The sequence below is a fragment of the Paenibacillus salivarius genome (assembly GCF_051307165.1).
Lineage (GTDB): Bacteria > Bacillota > Bacilli > Paenibacillales > Paenibacillaceae > Fontibacillus.
In genome coordinates this window covers 4,724,833-4,742,752 of sequence record NZ_CP195592.1, presented here as the reverse complement: position 1 = coordinate 4,742,752, position 17,920 = coordinate 4,724,833, and the positions used below count along the sequence as shown (strand labels likewise).

Genomic DNA, 17,920 nt, shown 5'->3' with positions numbered 1-17,920 from the left:
TCCAAATCTAAGGATAAGCTGTTATTGGAAATGATCGGGTATGTGGCCTTGACCATTCTGGCGCTGTTTTGCATATTCCCTTTTTTGCTGGTCGTTTCTTCCTCGTTAACCGAGGAGAGCAAAATCATCGAAAACGGATTTCAGCTTTTTCCGACGGCCTTTTCCACGGAAGCTTACAAGATTTTGTTCGAATATCCCGCCGAAATGCTTAAAGCTTACGGGGTGACGATATCGGTCACCTTGCTCGGGACGCTGCTCGGATTGTTCCTTACATCCATGACGGCTTATGTTCTGGCCCGGAAAGATTTCAAGTGGAGAAACAAGTTTTCCTTCTTCTTTTTCTTCACCACCCTGTTTAGCGGGGGGCTTGTACCGTGGTATTTGCTCATCGTGAACTACCTCGAGCTGAAGGATACGCTGCTGGTCCTGATTCTTCCGATGCTGATGAACGTGTTCTATATCATCGTCATGAAGTCATTCATGAGCAGCATTCCGGAAGCGATTATCGAGTCCGCCAAGATCGACGGGGCGGGGGACTTCCAAATCTATGTCCGGTTCATTCTGCCGCTGTCCAAGCCTGCTTTGGCCACCATCGGGCTCTTTATCGCCCTGGCCTACTGGAATGACTGGTACAACGCGCTTCTGTTCATTCAGAAGGAAGATTTGATGCCTCTGCAGTACTATCTGTACCGGATGCTCGGCAATATGGACGGCATGCGTAAAGCGATGATGGCGTCCGGCGCCGTGGTGAATGTCAATTTGCCGACGGAAAGCCTGAAAATGGCGATGACGATTGTGGCAACCGGCCCGATTTTGCTGGCCTACCCGTTCATTCAACGCTATTTCGTGCAAGGGCTTACGATCGGTGCGGTCAAAGGATGACCTCAGGGTAACCTGGTTATCGATAGATTAAAAATGATGTATTAGGGGGAAGCAAGAGTCATGAAACAACCGAAGAGAAGATTTATGTTTCTGCTGGCCATGGTTTTGGCCGTGTCGACCTTGTTGAGCGCTTGCGGAGGCAACGGAGGAAAGAATGCTTCCGGAGAAAAATCCGCGAATGCGGGTTCGAGTAACGCCGCCGCGACGAGTGAAGGCGGAGTGGACTTGTCCCAGGAAGTCAAGCTGAAAATGCTGCTGGTCGGCGGCAAGCCGGCGGATTACGATGAAGTATTCGGGAAGCTGAACGAGCTCCTGAAGGAAAAAATCAATGCGACCGTTGAAGCGGAGTTTTTGGACTGGGCCGACTGGACGCAAAAGTATCCGTTGAAGTTTGCCGCGGATGAGGATTTCGATATCGCCTACACGGCGAACTGGGCCTTCTATAATGACCAGGCCCGCAAAGGCGGATTCCTGGAATTGACGGAGGATATGCTGAAAACATACATGCCGCAAACCTGGGAAGCGATGCCGCAAGTATCCTGGGACCAGGCCAAGGTGGACGGCAAGCTCTACATGGTACCGAACAACAACGTGGAAGTCACCGATAAAGTCGTTATCATTCGCGAAGACCTTCGCAAAAAATACAATCTGGAGCCGGTTACCAGCCCCGAAACATATGCGGCTTACGTGAAAACCGTAGGCGCGAACGAAAAGGGCATGAGCGCCTTCGGCGCCAAACCTGCCGACGGCTGGAAATGGCATGAGCTCGATCAAATTTTGCTTGAACAGAAAAACGATTGGAACCTGATCGATTACAACTTCCCGCTCGCTTACAAGATGACGGACGAAAAGGCCCAACTGTTCAACGTATACGATACGCCGGAATTCAGAGAACTGCTTACCTATTACAAGGACCTGGCGGACAACAAAGCCTGGTCGAAAAATATCGTCAGCAACAAAAACGACGTATGGCAAGACATGAAAGCGGGCAAGGTCGGTTCCTATGCCCAAACGCTCGGCACGCTGGGAGCGAATCTGGCGGAACTGCGCCGCGACAAGCCGGAATATGAAGGCGCAATCGTGGACTTGACGCCGGACAGCAAAAAAATCGGAGCGATTTCCACGCAAAACGGAATGGCGATCCATGCGACATCCAAAAATGTGGAACGTTCCTTGATGCTGATCGATTTGCTTCAAAACGATAAGGAAATCCATGATTTGACGATGTACGGTATCTCCGGCAAGCACTACGAGCCGGTTGGCGATGACAGATATTCCGCAGGCCCGAGCTCCGCGAACTATACCGGTTTCTCCAACTGGGGCTGGAATTCGCCGTTGAACCGGAAAGATGCGTCCTATCCGGTGGAAGCGGACGACATTCTGAAGCAATGGGAACCTAAAGTTTATCACTTCGCGCTGGAAACCTTCGTATTCGACGATACGAAAGTGAAGAACGAGGTTTCCAACGTCGGCAACGTGATGCTTCGCTACGCGATTCCTCTCGAATATGGTCTGATTCCTGACCTCGATAAAGGTCAAGCGGACCTGATCAAGCAATTGAAATCCGCGGGGATCGATACGATTCAACAAGAACTTCAAAGCCAAATCGACGCCTTCTTGGCGGCGCAGCAATAAAAGGAATTCGATCGCCGGAGTCATGGCTCCGGCGATTTTTCTTAAATAAGGTGAATGGAAACGGAGGAATTCAACATGAGAATAAACAAATACCCGCCGATTAGTCCAAAACTGTCCGCATTTATGCACGGGGCCGATTACAATCCGGAGCAGTGGCTGCATGACCCGGCCGTACTGGAAGAAGACATCCGGCTTATGAAGCTGGCGAACTGCAACGTGATGTCCGTCGGGATTTTTTCCTGGGCGGCCTTGGAGCCGGAAGAAGGCAAATTCGATTTCGGTTGGCTGGATCAAGTCCTGGATCGCCTGGCGGCGAACGGCATTTATGTTTGGCTGGCGACCCCGAGCGGAGCCCGTCCGGCCTGGATGTCCGAGAAATATCCGGAAGTGCTGCGGGTGGAAGCGAACCGCCGCCGGAACCTGCATGGCATGCGTCATAATCACTGCTTCTCTTCGCCAGTATACCGGGAGAAGGTAGCGCTCATGAACAGCAGGCTCGCCCAGCGGTATTCTGACCATCCGGCCGTCCTCGGCTGGCACGTGTCCAACGAATACGGCGGGGAATGCCATTGCGATTATTGCCAGGAGGCGTTCCGTTCCTGGCTGAAGCGCAAATACGGAAGCCTCGACGCCCTCAACCGCGCTTGGTGGACGACGTTCTGGAGCCATACGTATACCTCCTGGTCCCAAGTGGAATCGCCCGCCCCGCACGGCGAAACGATGGTTCACGGCCATAACCTTGACTGGCGCCGGTTCGTGTCCGATCAGACGATCGATTTCTATAAGCATGAAATCGTGCCTTTGAAGGCGGTCAACCCGGACCTGCCGTGCACGGTCAACATGATGGATTTGTTTTACGGGCTGGATTACCGGGAATTTGCCAAGGTGGTCGACGTCATTTCCTGGGACGCTTATCCGACCTGGCATGACGCGGAGACGGAAATCGGGATCGCCTCCTGGTTCGCGTTCAATCACGATATTTTCCGCACGCTGAAAAAGAAGCCGTTCATGCTGATGGAGAGCACGCCGAGCCTGACGAACTGGCAGCCGGTCAGCAAACTGAAACGGCCGCGGATGCATCGCCTGTCTTCCTTGCAAGCGGTTGCCCACGGTTCGGATACGGTTCAATACTTCCAGTGGCGGAAGAGCCGCGGGTCCAGCGAAAAATTCCACGGAGCGGTCGTCGACCATGTCGGCCACGAGCATACCCGCGTATTCAAGGATGTTTCCGAACTGGGCAAGACCTTGTCGCAAATCACCGAGGTACTCGGGACGAATGTCCCGGCGGAAGCGGCGATCGTATTCGATTGGGATAACCGCTGGGCGGTGAACGATGCCCAAGGACCCCGCAATGGCGGACTTCATTACGAACAAACGGTTGTTCAGCATTACCGCGCGCTCTGGAAGCACGGGGTGCCGACGGACGTAATCGGCTCGAACGACGATTTTTCTCCATATAAGCTGATTGTACTGCCGATGGCTTACTTGCTGCGCGAGGAGGCCGGCGAGCGTTTGGATCGGTTCGTCGAAAACGGGGGAACGATTCTCGTCACGTATTGGTCCGGCGTCGTAGACGAAAACGATTTGTGCTATCTTGGAGGGTTCCCGGGGCCGCTTCGTCAAACGGTCGGCATCTGGGCGGAAGAAATGGACGGACTTCACGATCACGACCGCAATTCGCTCGTGATGAACGCCGGCAATCAGCTTGGTATCGAAGGAAGTTACGAAATCCGCGAGCTTTGCGAAGTGATTCATGCCGAGGGAGCGGAAGTGCTTGCGAATTACGGGGATGATTTCTATGCCGGGGAGCCGGCATTGACCGTTAACCGGCGGGGCCGGGGGAGCGCCTATTATTTGGCGGCGCGCGTCAGCGAAGACGGATTCTATGATGAGCTGTACCGTAAGCTTGTCGATGAAGCCGGCGTGCTGCGGGCGATGGACGTCAAGCTTCCGGAAGGCGTAACCGCACAGCTCCGTTCGGACGGCGAGCATGATTATGTATTCCTGCTGAATTTCTCCGGCAAGGAAGCGTCCGTGGTTCTGGATGCTCGGGAGTATGTCGAGCTCGAGAGCGGGGAACCGAAAGCCGGAACGATAGATTTGCCTCTTCACGGATCGATAGTATTAAAGCGCGCACGCGCATAATGGGGGATGATCATGAAGGTTACGGGTAGTGTTCGGAAAAAAGCAATTCTATTTCTGATCTTCATATTGGCGGTTCCCAATATGTTTTTTGGGGGAGGTTTGCGGGCTTCCGCGGCGGCCTCCTCGCCGATTCCGGTTACTTTGGTCAACCCGGGCTTCGAAAGCGGAGATCTGACCGGATGGACGGTAACGGATTCGACGTATGGGGGAGTAAAGGCCCAAGACGTTTATGCAGGAACCTATTCCTTTAATTACTGGAACCAAGATCCTTACAAGGTGACGCTCTCGCAAAAAGTAAGCAATCTTACGGACGGCAAATATGAACTTCGGGCTTGGGCCCAAGGAGAGAAAGAAAATGCCGTTCTTAAGCTGTTTGCGGAAAGCGGAAACCGGAATTTCAGCGTTGATATTGTCAATGACGGCTGGGCTCAATGGAAACAGTATTCGGTTACCGACATAGAAGTCGTGAACGGCGAAGTGACGATCGGTTTTTCGGTCGATGCCGGCACTGACGATTTCTGGGGATCCGTCGATGAATTTGAGCTCGTCAAGGCCGACACCAACACCCAGCCTTACGATCCGTCCCAATTTATCAAGGGCGCCGATATTTCCACATTGCAGGCGCTTGAAGATGCGGGCGTCAAGTTTTACGACGAAGGTCAAGAAAAGGGACTTTTAACGATTCTTAAGGATCACGGCGTGAACTACATCCGTTTGCGGTTGTGGAACGAACCTGTCCAGGCGGGGGCCGATCCCCGGCTTGGCGGCTATTATAACGATAAGGCGCACACCGTCGCGATGGCCAAGCGGGTGAAAGACGCCGGATTCAAGCTGCTGCTCGATTTTCACTATTCCGACTTCTGGGCGGATCCGGGCCAACAGGTAAAACCGGCGGCATGGACAAACCTGGACTTCGCGGGCTTGAAGCAGGCGGTTTATGATTACACCTATGAGGTGCTGACCGAACTGGATCATCTGAATGCTTATCCCGATATGGTTCAGGTCGGCAACGAGATCAACAACGGAATGATTTTCCCTGAAGGCTCGACCTCCAATTTCGATAACCTTGCCGAACTTCTGAGCGAGGGAAGCCGGGCGGTTCGCGATACGACGCCGCAGGGACAGGATACGAAAATCATGCTGCACTTGGCGGAAGGCGGCGACAACGGGAAGTTTCGCGCATTCTTTGATGAAGTGAAGAAACGGAACGTCGACTACGATATTATCGGTTTGTCTTATTATCCTTATTGGCACGGCACCTTCCAGGACTTGAAGAGCAACATGAACGACCTGGTTGCGCGTTACGGGAAACAAGTGATTGTGGCCGAAACCGCCTACGCGTACACGTATGACGACGCGGACGGCCACGGGAATATCGTCAGCCCGGCGGAGACGGACCTCGTCGGATTTGCCGCTTCGGTAGAAAATCAGAAGCTGGTGACCGAAACGGTATTCAACACGGTTGCCAGCGTCAACGGGCATAACGGCCTGGGGGCATTTTATTGGGAACCGGCCTGGCTGCAGCAGGTAGGCTGGAAAGCGGGGGAAGGCAACGCCTGGGAAAATCAGGCCATGTTCGATTTTGAGGGCAATGCCTTGGATTCCCTGGATGCGTTCCGGTATGTTCCGGGAAGCATCCCCGACGTCCAGCCGATTCTCGTTTATCCATCCGTAGGGGTGACAGTCTCCAAAGGAGAAACGCCGGAGCTCCCAGCGAAGGTAAACGTCCTTTATAACGAAGGCACGATCAAGCCGGCAAGCGTTGTATGGGACGCGATTCCGGAGGATCGACTCCATCAGCCAGGAAAATTTACGGTGGAAGGAACGGTTACAGGTTATACTCAAAAGGCGAAAATTGAGGTTACGGTACTGAAACACGTCAACTACGCCAAAAATCACGGCTTCGAATCCGGGGATTTGACCGATTGGACATTGACGGGAACGAGCGGGGCCGGTAAAGTCGTTGAAAAAGCGGCCGATGTTCATTCCGGGACCCATGGTTTCAATTACTGGTACGATCAGGATTTTGCTTACGAATTGACCCAGACGGTAACCGGTCTGCCGAACGGAACGTACACGCTTAAAGCCTGGGCATCCGGTCAAGGCGGCGATACGGTTCTGCAATTGTTTGCCAAGGATTCGGCAGGCACCGTTCAAAAGACGGATATGGTAAATACGGGCTGGAATGCCTGGAAGCAATATTCGGTTGAAAATATCAAGGTAACCGACGGCCGGTTGACCATCGGATTCAAGGTGGAGGCGCCTGCCCAAGTTTGGGGTTGGATCGATGATATCGAGCTGATTCAAAACGAGACAGAACCGGCGGAGCCGACAAATCCGACGACGCCAACGAACCCTTCGACCCCATCCGCACCTTCGACTTCGACGCCGTCGACATCGGGAACCGCGGGAACCGGCGGCAAGGATCACGCCAATGCTTCGCAAGAGGTCGTGACCATTACATCCGACCAGCTGAAGCCGGCGGTATCCGGAACGGTAACGGTTAACGTACCGGCAGACGCGAATACAGTGAACGTACCCGGGAAAGTAGTCTCCACCCTGGGCGGAAACGCCCTTGAAGTGACGAACGGCTCCTTATCCATTTCCATCCCTGCCGAACTTCTGAAAAAATGGGGTGAGGACGCAGGGGGCATGAACTCGGCGGGCATACAGGATTGGAGCATTTCCCTGAAATTTGACCGGCAGGCCGAAGAAACCTTCAAACAGGCGCTGAATCGGGTTGCGGTTCAGGATGAATTTACGGATATTAAAATTGCAGGCCCGGTCTATCATTTGAAGCTCTCGATCACTTCCGGAGGAGCGGAGAAAGAGGTAAGCACACTCGAAACTCCGATTACCGTGACCCTGAAGCCAAGCGGGGAAATCGATCAAAACATTGCCGGGATTTACTCTGTTATTCCTGAGGGGAAATTAATTTATGCCGGCGGTCAATGGGTTAGCGGGCAATTCGCATCACCAATTACCCGGTTCGGGCAATACGCTTTGCTTGAAGTCGACAAGCGTTTCGGCGACGTGGCCGATGCGCATTGGGCCAACCAAGCGGTGAGCGGACTCGCGGCCAGACAGATCCTTACGGGGACGGCGTCCGGCGTGTTCGAGCCGGGGCGGGCCGTCACCCGTGCCGAATTTGTCGCCATGCTGGCCCGCGCGTTGAAGCTCGAGTCCAAGGCGGCTTCGGGATTCAAGGATGTGCCGGAGGGGGCATGGTACGCGAATGCCGTGGACGCCGCTTATGAAGCGGGACTCGTCAAGGGCAAGGACGGCATGGCATTCGATCCGAATGCGGCGATATCCCGCCAAGAGATGGCCGTCATGCTGATGAATGCCTATGCATACGCAGGCGGAACGGCATCCGGAAATGCGGCGGCTTCCGGAACTTTTAAGGATGCGGCCGAAATCTCCGATTGGGCGGCGGCAGCCGTAACGTCCGCGCAATCCGCAGGCATGATCCAAGGCAGCGGGGAAGGGCGATTTGCTCCAAAAGCTTCGCTCACCCGGGCCGAAGCGGCTCAGGCGGTTTACCGCTTGCTGAACAAATAATCTTGCAAGAATAAAGAAAAGCCGGCATTTAATGATGCCGGCTTAAATATATTGGGGGAAAATACATATGCTTATGGAAATACACCCTTGGCTCATTTTCGGCATCCTGGTCATTTTTTTCGCCGGGTTTATTCAAGGCGTGACCAGCTTCGGCTTTGCGCTTGTTTCGCTTCCGCTGCTATCCCTTTTTCTTCCGCTCCGGCAGGTGGTTCCGCTGATTGTGATCCTCAGTTTTTTTACGAACATTGCCATCCTGTTGAACAGTTACAAGCACTTGGCGGTCCGGAAAATCGCGCTGCTCGTCTTATCGGGAATCGCAGCGGCTCCGGTCGGTTCGAGCTTGTTGTATTATGTGGATGAAGCGGTGCTGAAAATAGCGGCCGGCGGGCTGATCGTGCTTTTTTCCGCGGTCATGCTTTCGGGAAAAACGTTTCCCGTCCGAAACGAAAAGCTCGGATTTGTAACGGTCGGCCTGACCAGCGGCCTGTTGAACGGGAGCATATCCATGAGCGGACCTCCGGTCGCGTTATTTCTGTCCAACCAGGGTACCGACAAAATGGCCTTTAAAGCAAATCTGACGTTTTACGCCCTCATTTTGAATGCGGTCACCCTAATGAGCTATTTTTATAACGGGGTGTTGGACGGAGCGATAGCGGGTACGTTGCTTTGGGCCATTCCCGCCATGGTTGCCGGGGTACTGCTGGGCATATGGGCCGGGAGCAAGCTGGAGGAGACTTTGTTCAGAAAGCTGGTGCTGGCATTGATTATCGTCTCGGGGAGCTGGACTTTATTGACGACCCTGATCGGGTTATAAAACCAAAGCGTCGGCGGGTTCCCAAAATGCCGTTTGACTTTATTTTTCCCGCTATGATACCTTAGGCTTGAATCAACAGTGAGACTATGCAGTGGGGTGACATTTTGAATCCGATCCTGTTATGGATTTTGTTTATTCTCGTCATTGTCTTGTTTGGCTGGTTGAATCACAAGCAGAGGTATTCCCCAAAAATAAAAACGGCATATCGGGAGCTCACGGATTTGGCGGAGCGTACCCGGGAGGGGCGTGCTGAAGCTTCGGATTTGGCCGTTTGGGAAACCCGGTTGAAGGAGCTTGAAGAGCACCCGAACGAATTCAACAAATTGGATGAAGCGATCGGGCTTCGCGAGGCGTTTGTCCTCTTTTTGGAGAAGCATGTTCCGGAGGACGATCGGCTGGAAAAGCTGCGGGAATCCGCTTCGTTCAGGAAGGATAGCGTCTGGGGCATGAAGATCCGGCGCTGATTTTGACATTGTATCGGCGTCATGCTACGCTGATGCTGGTCTTTAGGCAATTGTTCGGAATTGGATTATATAAAAAGGTGGATGAAAGGTTAGACTCATGAGTAAATTTACAAGCGATTATATTATTACGATGGATGATATCGTTCGGGAAGGGGATCCCATCCTCAGGGTTGTGACGGAACCGGTAAGCATTCCGCCGACAAAGGAAGACCGCGAGGAAATGGCGTCCATGCTGCTTTTTTTAAAAAACAGCCAGGATCCGGAATTGTCCCAAAAGTATAAGCTTCGCGCCGGAGTGGGACTGTCCGCGAACCAGATCGGACTCAACAAGCGGATGTTTGCCGCCCTTTTGACGGATGATCAGGGGAATGACCGGGAAATCGCCCTGTTCAATCCGAAAATCGTCAGCCATTCGGCGGCGATGGTGTATTTGCCGGAGAGCGAGGGATGCCTGTCGGTGGACCGCGTCGTTCAAGGCTTTGTACCTCGTTACGAGAAGGTGCAAATCTCGGCATACGATGCGGAAGGGAAAGAACTGAAACTGCGCTTCAAGGGCTTCGACGCGATCGTGATGCAGCATGAGCTAGATCATTTGAACGGGATCATGTTCTATGACCGGATCAATAAGGAGCATCCGTTCAAGCTTCCTTCGGGAGTTCAAATTTCCAGTTTATATTAAACCGTAAAAATCGAAATTGGAGGAATCATCATGAGTGCCAAGTCTGTATTGAGCCGGATCGACCATACGCTTTTGAAGGCGGATGTGGGAAAAGAAGCGATTCTCAAACTGGCGGCGGAAGCGAAGGAATACGGTTTTGCTTCGGTGTGCGTCAATCCGTACTGGGTGAAAACGGCGGCGGAAGCGCTGAAGGAAGCGCCGGACGTCAAAGTTTGCACCGTTATCGGATTTCCGCTGGGAGCGTCCGCGCCTGAAGTGAAAGCATTGGAAACGGTCCAGGCCATCCGTGACGGAGCGACGGAAGTGGACATGGTCATCAATATCGGCGCATTGAAGGATGGGGACGACGAAGCCGTCGTCCGGGACATGGTCGGCGTCGTGGAGAGCGCGTCGGGCAAAGCGCTGGTCAAGGTCATTTTGGAAACCTGCCTCCTAACCGAGGAGGAGATCGTCCGCGCTTGCCGGCTTGCGGTTTCGGCGGGAGTCGATTTCGTCAAAACATCGACCGGGTTTTCCACGGGCGGCGCAACGGTTGAAGCGGTCGCGTTGATGGCGAAAACGGTCGGACCCGGCATCGGAGTCAAGGCGTCCGGCGGCGTTCGCAGCCTTGCCGACGCGGAAGCGATGATGGCGGCCGGAGCGACCCGGCTCGGCACGAGCGCCGGCGTGGCCATCGCTCAAGGACTGAGCAGCAGAAGCGACTATTAAGGACTGAACAGCAAGAGCGGAAAGACCTGGCCGATGGCCGGGTCTATTTTTGTGGTAATGTCTCCTCCGATGCGGGATCGGATCAGTTCAACCAGGTGCCCCGGCAATCTAGACACACCGCACACCGCACACCGCATTACACTCCGCATATTGCACACCACACACACACAGAACACCGCGCACCACAGGCACCACGCACCGCATTACACTCCGCATATGGCACACCGCACACGATACACCGCACACGATACACCACCTACTGCGCACCGCACACCGTACACCGCACACCGTACACCGCACACCGTACACCGCACACCGTACACCGCACACCGTACACCGCACACTATACACCATACACCCCAGCGCCGACTCCTCGGCACTAAGCCCCCAACATCCCAATCCCACACCTTTTACCACTTTCCTACGCAGCAGATGTTGCACTTTATACAACATTTTGGGCCCAAATAAGCGCTCTGTAAGATAATGTTGTATATTTTACAGTTTTCTCCGTCCATTTCCGGCATTTTTACCGTTTTCCGTTTAAAATACTGTATAAAATGCAACATTGGGCCAATAAGGTAGCCTTTAGAAGGGAAATTGTTGTATAAAATGCAACATAGGCGGTTGATCCGGCAACATGCCGGCGTGATGAAATCGGCAAATCGAATCGACCGTAGTTGATGGGGAGCCCCATAACCACTTTCCTCCTCCATATTTTTGAATTTTTCCGCAAGTTCAACTTTTTTCGCCTCCCTTCCGTTACAGGTACAGATACGAACCGCGCGGAGTTATCGAAAATATCGACAGGGAATGAGGATGTTTATGATACAGATCAACCAATTATCCAAAAAGTACCGGCGTGGAGGGTGGGCACTAAAGGACGTCACCCTGACGCTGAATGAAGGCATGGTGGGCTTGCTCGGCCCGAACGGGGCGGGAAAGTCGTCTTTGATGCGCATCCTGGCGACGCTGGTCGCTCCGACATCGGGTGAGGCGACGATTAACGGAATCCCCTTGCATAAAGCCGAGGACATCCGGGAAATGATCGGTTACCTGCCCCAGCAGTTTCAGGTATATCCGGGGCTGACGGGCGCGGAATATTTGGACTATGTCGGGGCGATGAAGGGGATGAACGACCCGAAACGGCGGAAGGCGGAAATCGGCCGGCTGCTCGAAGAGGTCAATTTGCAGGATCAGGCCGGTAAAAAAGTGAAGGCATACTCGGGAGGCATGAAGCGCCGCCTCGGCATCGCCCAGGCGCTGCTCGGCTCCCCGCAGGTGCTGATCGTCGACGAGCCGACGGCCGGCCTTGATCCGGAGGAACGCGTCCGGTTCCGCAATCTGCTGACCCGGTTCAGTCTGGGCCGGATCGTGCTTCTATCGACCCACATTGTGGGGGATATCGAGAGCAACTGCCGCCAAATCGCCGTGCTCGACCGCGGCCGCGTCAAAATGTCGGGCGATTTGGCCGAGCTTAGGGATTTCGGGCAGGGCCAAGTGTGGGAGGGCATCGTGGGCGAGGATCAGTTTGCCCGGTTGGATCCGATGTCCGTGGTATCCACGCGGCGCACGGAACAGGGATTACTATGCCGCGTTATCGGCGACGCGCCACCGGCCGGTTCGGACGCCGTTCAGGTCCGGCCGACGCTGGAGGACGGCTATCTGGCCTTGCTGAGGAGCGGAGATAAGGCGGGTGCATTCCAGTGATCATGAAATGGATGTGCCAACTGCGTTTCGAGCTCAGAATGATTTTTCGCAATCCCTGGCTGCTTGCCTTGCCGGTACTGTTTGCGGTCCTGAATATTTGGAATATCGGGGGAGTAGACGCTGAACGGAATCTTTTCGCCGAGGCCTATTCATTCCATGCTTTCGTGCAGACCATGACGCTGGGACTTGTCATGCTTCTCGGCATTTTGACGGTACGCCGGGACATCCGCCGTCCTTCCTATGAATGGAGCTCGGTGTTGCCGGTTTCTTTCGGCACGAAAGTGGCTGCAAAGTACCTGGCCGGGTTGCTGTACTTTTCCCTGTTCACACTTGTAGCGGCATCCGTCTTTGCCTGGTTTTCGGGGCAGCGGGGCGTTGAATGGGAGATCACGCGGGAGTATTCTGGCTATTTTGCCTTAACGTATGAAATTTCATATATGGTGACATTGGCTCTCGCCATGCTGCTTGCGATTGCGATTCCGAACCGGGTCGTTTATTTGATCGGATTTTGCGGCTGGATGTTCGGCACGTTTTTTATGGATATTTTCCTAATCGATAAAGCCGGGTTATATCCGCTCCGCACCTTTCATTTAAGCCAATTGTTTCTCATGGGCGGGCAGCCCCGCGATACTTGGGGATTTGACGTCATCGCGGATGAACTGCTGTTCTCCCGCTTGTTCGTGCTGTCCTTTACGTTGCTGCTTCTTGTGGCGGGAGTCACCGTTTTGAACCGGATCCGTCCGACGAAACGAAAAATGGCCGTTTGGACGGCGGGCGCAATGGCCGTTCTGCTTGCGGTTTTGGCTTTTGTGCCTTACGGGCGGATGTGGCAGGAACGTTACGAGGGGTACCAAGCGAAGCTGAACGACCCGACCCTTCAAACGATCGACAAGGTGTCCCCGGATTTAGAAACCGCGAAACGGTTTAGCGTTACAAGTTATGATATCCGCATATCAAAGAAAAAGAACGACAAGCTGGAGATCCTGGCGAAGCTTGCCGTTACGGGAGAGGGCCTAAAAACGGACCAGAAATTGAAGATGACGCTCAACCGCGCCTTCACCGTCCGAAGCATTCTCGTTGCCGACCGGAAAGCGGAATTTACGAGAAAAGGCGACCAACTGCTCATTTCTATCTCCCAACCTGAGACGCCGAAAGCGGAAGAACCGCTGCAGCTTGAAATCCGGTATGACGGAAGCATGGCCGACTATGCGCCGGGATTCTCGGGAGAAGGATCATACTATGCTTTTGCCAAGGGAAGCAGCGTCTTTCTTCCGGGTTATATAGCATGGTATCCCTTGATCGGCTATCAGCCGGTCTATGTCAAGGAGTCGACCGATCGCTCCGGCATCGTACTGGGGTCGGTTTTTTCTCCGCTGGAATCTCGTGCGACCCGGTTTAAATTGAGCGCCGAAGGCTTTGAACAGCCGGTTTATACGAGCTTACCGATATCCGGCGGAGAAGAGGGAACCCAGGTTTTTGAAGGAGAGGCGAAGGATAGCCTGACCTTGTTCGGAGGCAAGTACAAGGAGATGGCCCTGCCTGATTTTCCTGGACGTATAGTGGCAGCTCCCTATTATGTCAAACATGCAAAAAGTATACTGGAGCAGTGGAAATTGCTTTACGGTTATTTTGCGGGATGGGTGGATCATTTTGATCCGGGGCCATGGCAAATCCTGCTTCTTCCGACGGAAGGCTATATTCAATACAACTTCGAAAACCGGGCTTATGTCATGAATTATGACTCCGATTCGGGATATGCGGCCAAAATGGCCATGAACCAAATGCTCCTTGGCAGCCGGAGAGGCGACTATATGGTTGAACATGTTAATGAGGACGTTCGCCTGCAACTGCGCGGATTGATGTGGTACTTGTACTTCCGGGAAGAAAAGGGCTACAGCGACCAGCAGATTATGGAAGGGGCGGGCGACTACTATTTGCTTCAGGAGCTTTATTCCGGGAACAGCGAGAACGATCCGGATCAATTGGGCAAAAGGATGACTGCTCAAGTGGCGAAGGCGATCGATGAAGGCAAGGACGAGCAGGTCAAGGAAGTACTGAATATTTTCTATAAAAAAGGTTTAGAAATCGAGGACACGGCATCGGCAAGCTCGGAAGAGGACAAAATTCCGTATTCGGAATGGGAACGCGAATGGAAGAAGGTGTTTGGCGATGAAAACGGCCATTGAGCAAATCCGTCGCGGGGCGTTTTTTGATTTCAAAGTCCAAAAGCAACCCGTGACATTGCTGGCGTTGGTGTTGTTCGGTATTTTTGTGGTCAGCATGCTGACCGGGGACCCAGCCAGACCGCGAACCGTTTATTATTACTCGGAGATGGGGATGTATCCGATCGTGATCATGCTGACCTTGCTGCTCTTCCAACGTGAAATCGGCGGAGGAAGCATGGAAATGATAGCGACCTACCCCGTTTCTCTCCGGCTGATCGCCGTGCGGAAATGGGTGTTTGCGCTGATTTACGCATCCCTGTTTCATAGCGGTTTGATGGCGGTTTATATCCTCAAATTCGGCGGGATCTCGACGTTGATGTACCCGTGGAACGGAGCGGAAGGCATCAAAAGGAGCACGGGCATCATTCCGCTCTTGCTGCAATCGATGCCGGCGTTCATGCTCCTGGCTTCGGTTACGCTGCTCGGTATGGTATTATTCCGTAAAACGTACGGCGGACTCGCGCTCGGATTTTCGTTATGGACGCTCGACACGGTTAGCGGAGGGGAATGGTTGTCCGGATGGACGCTTTACGCTTCGTTTCTCCCGGAAGGCGCTTCTTTTCCCCTCAACCGGGGAGTGCTGCTTGCGGCGGCCGCCGCGTTTCTGGGCGGCTCGGTTTGGCTGATCGGCCGCAGGGAACGATGGATTATGGAGGAAGAAGAATAAAGATCCATGTTTGACTTATAGAAAGAGAAAGGGGAGAGAAGGAGAACGATGATTTCCGATCAACAGCTGGCGGAGCGCATGGCGCAGGGGGAACAGGAGGCATTCGAATTGCTGGTCACCAGATATCACGGACCGCTGCTTAGCTATATTACCCAGCAGCTCGGCGACCGGGCAAAAGCGGAGGATCTCGTCCAGGAGACGTTTATCCGGCTCATCAGGCATCTGGAGAAGCACGGCGGCCTGGAACAGCTCCGGCCCTGGCTCTATAAGGTGGCGCTTAACCTGTGCCGGGATTACTGGAGGAGCTCCCCTTACCGCTCCGAGAATGCGTCCGCGAATGAGCTGCCGGATGATCCGGATCCCTCTCCCGGCGCTGAAGAATTGATGGAACGTCAGGAGACGGTGGAGCAGATCGCCGAATCGTTGGCCTGGCTCCCCGATGTCCAGCAGGATGTCGTCCGCATGCGATTTTTTCATGATTTGAAACTTCAGGAAATTGCGGAAACGATGGATCTGCCGCTTAGCTCGGTAAAGTCCCATCTGTACGGGGCGCTCAGAAAACTGAAGCGGATTCTTTCGAAACAGGCGGATTATTCCGTTCCTAAGCTTGGAAAAAGATTAAATCATAAACAGGAAAGCGAGGTGCCGCCTCATGAACCCTTCCATTGATAAAGAGTTGGAACAGCTGGAACGGGAGCTGCGTGAACCGCTCAAACAAGCGGTGCAGCCGCCGCCGTCCCCGTCGGAAACCGCCGCGCTGATCGCAGCGCTTCAGCCGGAGTTTAACGCGCTGAAAGCCAAAGCCGCAACCTCCGTGCTTGATTTCAATCCACAGGTGGAGGCTCCATCCCTGCGCAGGCTGCTATGGAGCCAGTTCCGTTTGAACCGCAAGTCCCTGTTCCTGTCGGGAGCCGCCGTTTTTCTGATGCTCATTTTGCTTGTCGATCCGGCGAGGCCTTTCCGGACCGTATTCCTCGGAGAAGCGATCCCGAGCGGACTGTTTCCGGTCATTACCCCGATCATGTTAATCGCGTCCATGTTGTACAGCTACCGTTCCTGGGACCGCGGCATGAGGGCGGTGGAAAGCATCACTCCGTATCCCCCTGCGCTAATCATATACAGCCGCATGCTGATGGTCATCGGCCTGGTGGTCGGCTGGGCGCTGGTCAGCACCGTCATCGTCGGGCTGCGTGTCGAAGCGGCCGGGGAGGCAAACATGCCCTTTATCCCCTTTTTGCTGCAATGGCTGGGAATTTCCATGATCACGGCAGGAGCGGCCATGTACGTCATGTTTCGCAAGGGCATGACGCTGGCCTGCGTTAGCGCGGGAGCGGTTTATGTGCTCTGGTTCGTTTTTGAAGAGCGGGCCCGGATGGAAGGATGGGTGATGTCCGTAAGAACCGCGGTGGATGCACTGATGCTGATTGCGGGAGCGATTTTTTTGCTCCGTTCCTATTACCGCAGCCGTAGCATGAGCGTGGCAAGCGATCTTCGCCGGGGAGGCGGCCGATGATTACGCTGGATCAAGTGCGCCAACCTCTGGGCGGCTTTACCCTGCATATCGGCCGGATGCAAATCCGCCGGGGCTTGACGCTGCTCGTCGGCGCCAACGGAGCCGGCAAGACGACCTTGCTGGAGCTGCTGGCCACGCTCGAAATGCCGAGCAGAGGGACGATTTTGTATCGGCAGCGAAATGCGGCGGAAGACCTGCCGTTGCTGCGCAGCCAGATCGGTTATGTTCCGTCGGAGATTGAACTATATGAGGAAATGACCGTTTACCGTTTCCTGTCTTACCTGGCGGAATTGAAGGGCATGTACCGTCTGGAGCGGATTGACGGCTTGCTTCGCGAATTCAGGCTTGAAGAATTTCGTAAGGTCAAAATCAGACAGCTCTCGCAGGGGGTTCGCCGGCGGATCACCCTCGTCCAGTCTTTACTTGCAGCCCCGCATTATCTGTTCCTGGATGAACCGATGAATGCGATGGACTCTGCGGAACGGAAGATGGCGATCGCTTTCATTACCCGCTATGCCGCCGGAAGAACCGTGGTCGCCGCGGTACATGAACTGAATGAATGGGAGTCCGCCGCCGACCATATCATCTGGCTTGATCAAGGCCAGGTACGCTTTGAAGGGGACAGGGAGCAATGGACCGCGGATCTGCCTTTACAAGTATGGGAAGGGGTCATCTCCGCGGACCAATTCAGCTCTTGTCCGGAGCGGAATTTGATTCTATTCCGGGAACATCCGCAGGGGATCTATATACGACTTGTTGGAGAAAAACGGCCGTTTCCGGGACTTACGGCGGTGGAACCGAATATGGAGGACGCCTATTTTGTGCGCAGACTGGGCCTTATCGCAAGTTCCGCCGGAGTTGAAGTAAGCGGATCCCAGGATTTTTTCTTATAATTCATATAAAATTTATCGGATTTCTAT

General features: G+C 53.9%; 14 protein-coding genes. All 14 read left to right on the top strand.

The annotated features are described in order from the left end of the window. Positions 1-30: 30 nt before the first annotated feature. The 14 genes from ACSFXJ_RS22015 to ACSFXJ_RS21950 all read left to right on the top strand — a co-directional run bounded on the left by ACSFXJ_RS22015 (position 31) and on the right by ACSFXJ_RS21950 (position 17,893). A complete protein-coding gene (locus tag ACSFXJ_RS22015; RefSeq protein ID WP_435925833.1) occupies positions 31-882 on the top strand; it encodes a carbohydrate ABC transporter permease in 852 nt (283 codons plus the stop codon). Between the two features lie 60 nt (positions 883-942). Continuing rightward, positions 943-2,517, top strand: a complete 1,575-nt coding sequence (locus ACSFXJ_RS22010) for an ABC transporter substrate-binding protein (RefSeq protein ID WP_435922474.1) — start codon at positions 943-945, stop codon at positions 2,515-2,517. Between the two features lie 75 nt (positions 2,518-2,592). Then, complete coding sequence (locus ACSFXJ_RS22005) at positions 2,593-4,662, top strand: beta-galactosidase (protein WP_435922473.1); 2,070 nt, start codon at positions 2,593-2,595, stop codon at positions 4,660-4,662. A gap of 12 nt (positions 4,663-4,674) precedes the next feature. After that, positions 4,675-8,223, top strand: coding sequence for a glycosyl hydrolase 53 family protein (locus tag ACSFXJ_RS22000; protein WP_435922472.1), 3,549 nt, complete (start codon positions 4,675-4,677; stop codon positions 8,221-8,223). Between the two features lie 67 nt (positions 8,224-8,290). Beyond that, entirely contained in the window at positions 8,291-9,037 is a 747-nt protein-coding gene (locus ACSFXJ_RS21995; protein ID WP_435922471.1) for a sulfite exporter TauE/SafE family protein, read from the top strand. A 104-nt stretch (positions 9,038-9,141) separates the two neighbouring features. Continuing rightward, positions 9,142-9,501 carry a hypothetical protein gene (locus ACSFXJ_RS21990; protein ID WP_435922470.1) on the top strand — a complete coding sequence of 120 codons (360 nt, stop codon included), beginning with the start codon at positions 9,142-9,144 and terminating at the stop codon, positions 9,499-9,501. A gap of 97 nt (positions 9,502-9,598) precedes the next feature. Further along, positions 9,599-10,180, top strand: a complete 582-nt coding sequence (gene def / locus ACSFXJ_RS21985; protein WP_435922469.1) for a peptide deformylase — start codon at positions 9,599-9,601, stop codon at positions 10,178-10,180. Between the two features lie 30 nt (positions 10,181-10,210). Continuing rightward, positions 10,211-10,888: a deoxyribose-phosphate aldolase gene (gene deoC / locus ACSFXJ_RS21980; RefSeq protein WP_435922468.1), complete on the top strand. Its 678-nt coding sequence runs from the start codon at positions 10,211-10,213 to the stop codon at positions 10,886-10,888. A gap of 822 nt (positions 10,889-11,710) precedes the next feature. Next, positions 11,711-12,595 carry an ABC transporter ATP-binding protein gene (locus ACSFXJ_RS21975; RefSeq protein WP_435922467.1) on the top strand — a complete coding sequence of 295 codons (885 nt, stop codon included), beginning with the start codon at positions 11,711-11,713 and terminating at the stop codon, positions 12,593-12,595. After that, entirely contained in the window at positions 12,592-14,781 is a 2,190-nt protein-coding gene (locus ACSFXJ_RS21970) for a hypothetical protein (protein WP_435922466.1), read from the top strand. Before ACSFXJ_RS21975 ends, ACSFXJ_RS21970 begins: the two co-directional genes overlap by 4 nt. Beyond that, positions 14,765-15,487 (top strand): hypothetical protein, encoded by a 723-nt coding sequence (locus ACSFXJ_RS21965; protein WP_435922465.1) that lies wholly within the window; start codon positions 14,765-14,767, stop codon positions 15,485-15,487. The genes ACSFXJ_RS21970 and ACSFXJ_RS21965 overlap by 17 nt, the downstream gene beginning before the upstream one ends. Before the next feature lie 48 nt (positions 15,488-15,535). Next, entirely contained in the window at positions 15,536-16,156 is a 621-nt protein-coding gene (locus tag ACSFXJ_RS21960; RefSeq protein WP_435922464.1) for an RNA polymerase sigma factor, read from the top strand. After that, entirely contained in the window at positions 16,140-17,000 is an 861-nt protein-coding gene (locus ACSFXJ_RS21955; protein ID WP_435922463.1) for a hypothetical protein, read from the top strand. The genes ACSFXJ_RS21960 and ACSFXJ_RS21955 overlap by 17 nt, the downstream gene beginning before the upstream one ends. Further along, the gene (locus ACSFXJ_RS21950; protein WP_435922462.1) at positions 16,997-17,893 is read left to right on the top strand and encodes an ATP-binding cassette domain-containing protein; all 897 of its coding nucleotides are present in this window, start codon (positions 16,997-16,999) and stop codon (positions 17,891-17,893) included. Before ACSFXJ_RS21955 ends, ACSFXJ_RS21950 begins: the two co-directional genes overlap by 4 nt. Positions 17,894-17,920 lie beyond the last annotated feature (27 nt).

Bases quoted from the DNA above. Each gene is read 5' to 3' on its own strand.
- ACSFXJ_RS22015 (WP_435925833.1), top strand. From the start codon at position 31: ATGATCGGGTATGTGGCCTTGACCATTCTGGCGCTGTTTTGCATATTC.
- ACSFXJ_RS22010 (WP_435922474.1), top strand. From the start codon at position 943: ATGAAACAACCGAAGAGAAGATTTATGTTTCTGCTGGCCATGGTTTTG.
- ACSFXJ_RS22005 (WP_435922473.1), top strand. From the start codon at position 2,593: ATGAGAATAAACAAATACCCGCCGATTAGTCCAAAACTGTCCGCATTT.
- ACSFXJ_RS22000 (WP_435922472.1), top strand. From the start codon at position 4,675: ATGAAGGTTACGGGTAGTGTTCGGAAAAAAGCAATTCTATTTCTGATC.
- ACSFXJ_RS21995 (WP_435922471.1), top strand. From the start codon at position 8,291: ATGCTTATGGAAATACACCCTTGGCTCATTTTCGGCATCCTGGTCATT.
- def (WP_435922469.1), top strand. From the start codon at position 9,599: ATGAGTAAATTTACAAGCGATTATATTATTACGATGGATGATATCGTT.
- deoC (WP_435922468.1), top strand. From the start codon at position 10,211: ATGAGTGCCAAGTCTGTATTGAGCCGGATCGACCATACGCTTTTGAAG.
- ACSFXJ_RS21975 (WP_435922467.1), top strand. From the start codon at position 11,711: ATGATACAGATCAACCAATTATCCAAAAAGTACCGGCGTGGAGGGTGG.
- ACSFXJ_RS21965 (WP_435922465.1), top strand. From the start codon at position 14,765: ATGAAAACGGCCATTGAGCAAATCCGTCGCGGGGCGTTTTTTGATTTC.
- ACSFXJ_RS21960 (WP_435922464.1), top strand. From the start codon at position 15,536: ATGATTTCCGATCAACAGCTGGCGGAGCGCATGGCGCAGGGGGAACAG.
- ACSFXJ_RS21955 (WP_435922463.1), top strand. From the start codon at position 16,140: ATGAACCCTTCCATTGATAAAGAGTTGGAACAGCTGGAACGGGAGCTG.
- ACSFXJ_RS21950 (WP_435922462.1), top strand. From the start codon at position 16,997: ATGATTACGCTGGATCAAGTGCGCCAACCTCTGGGCGGCTTTACCCTG.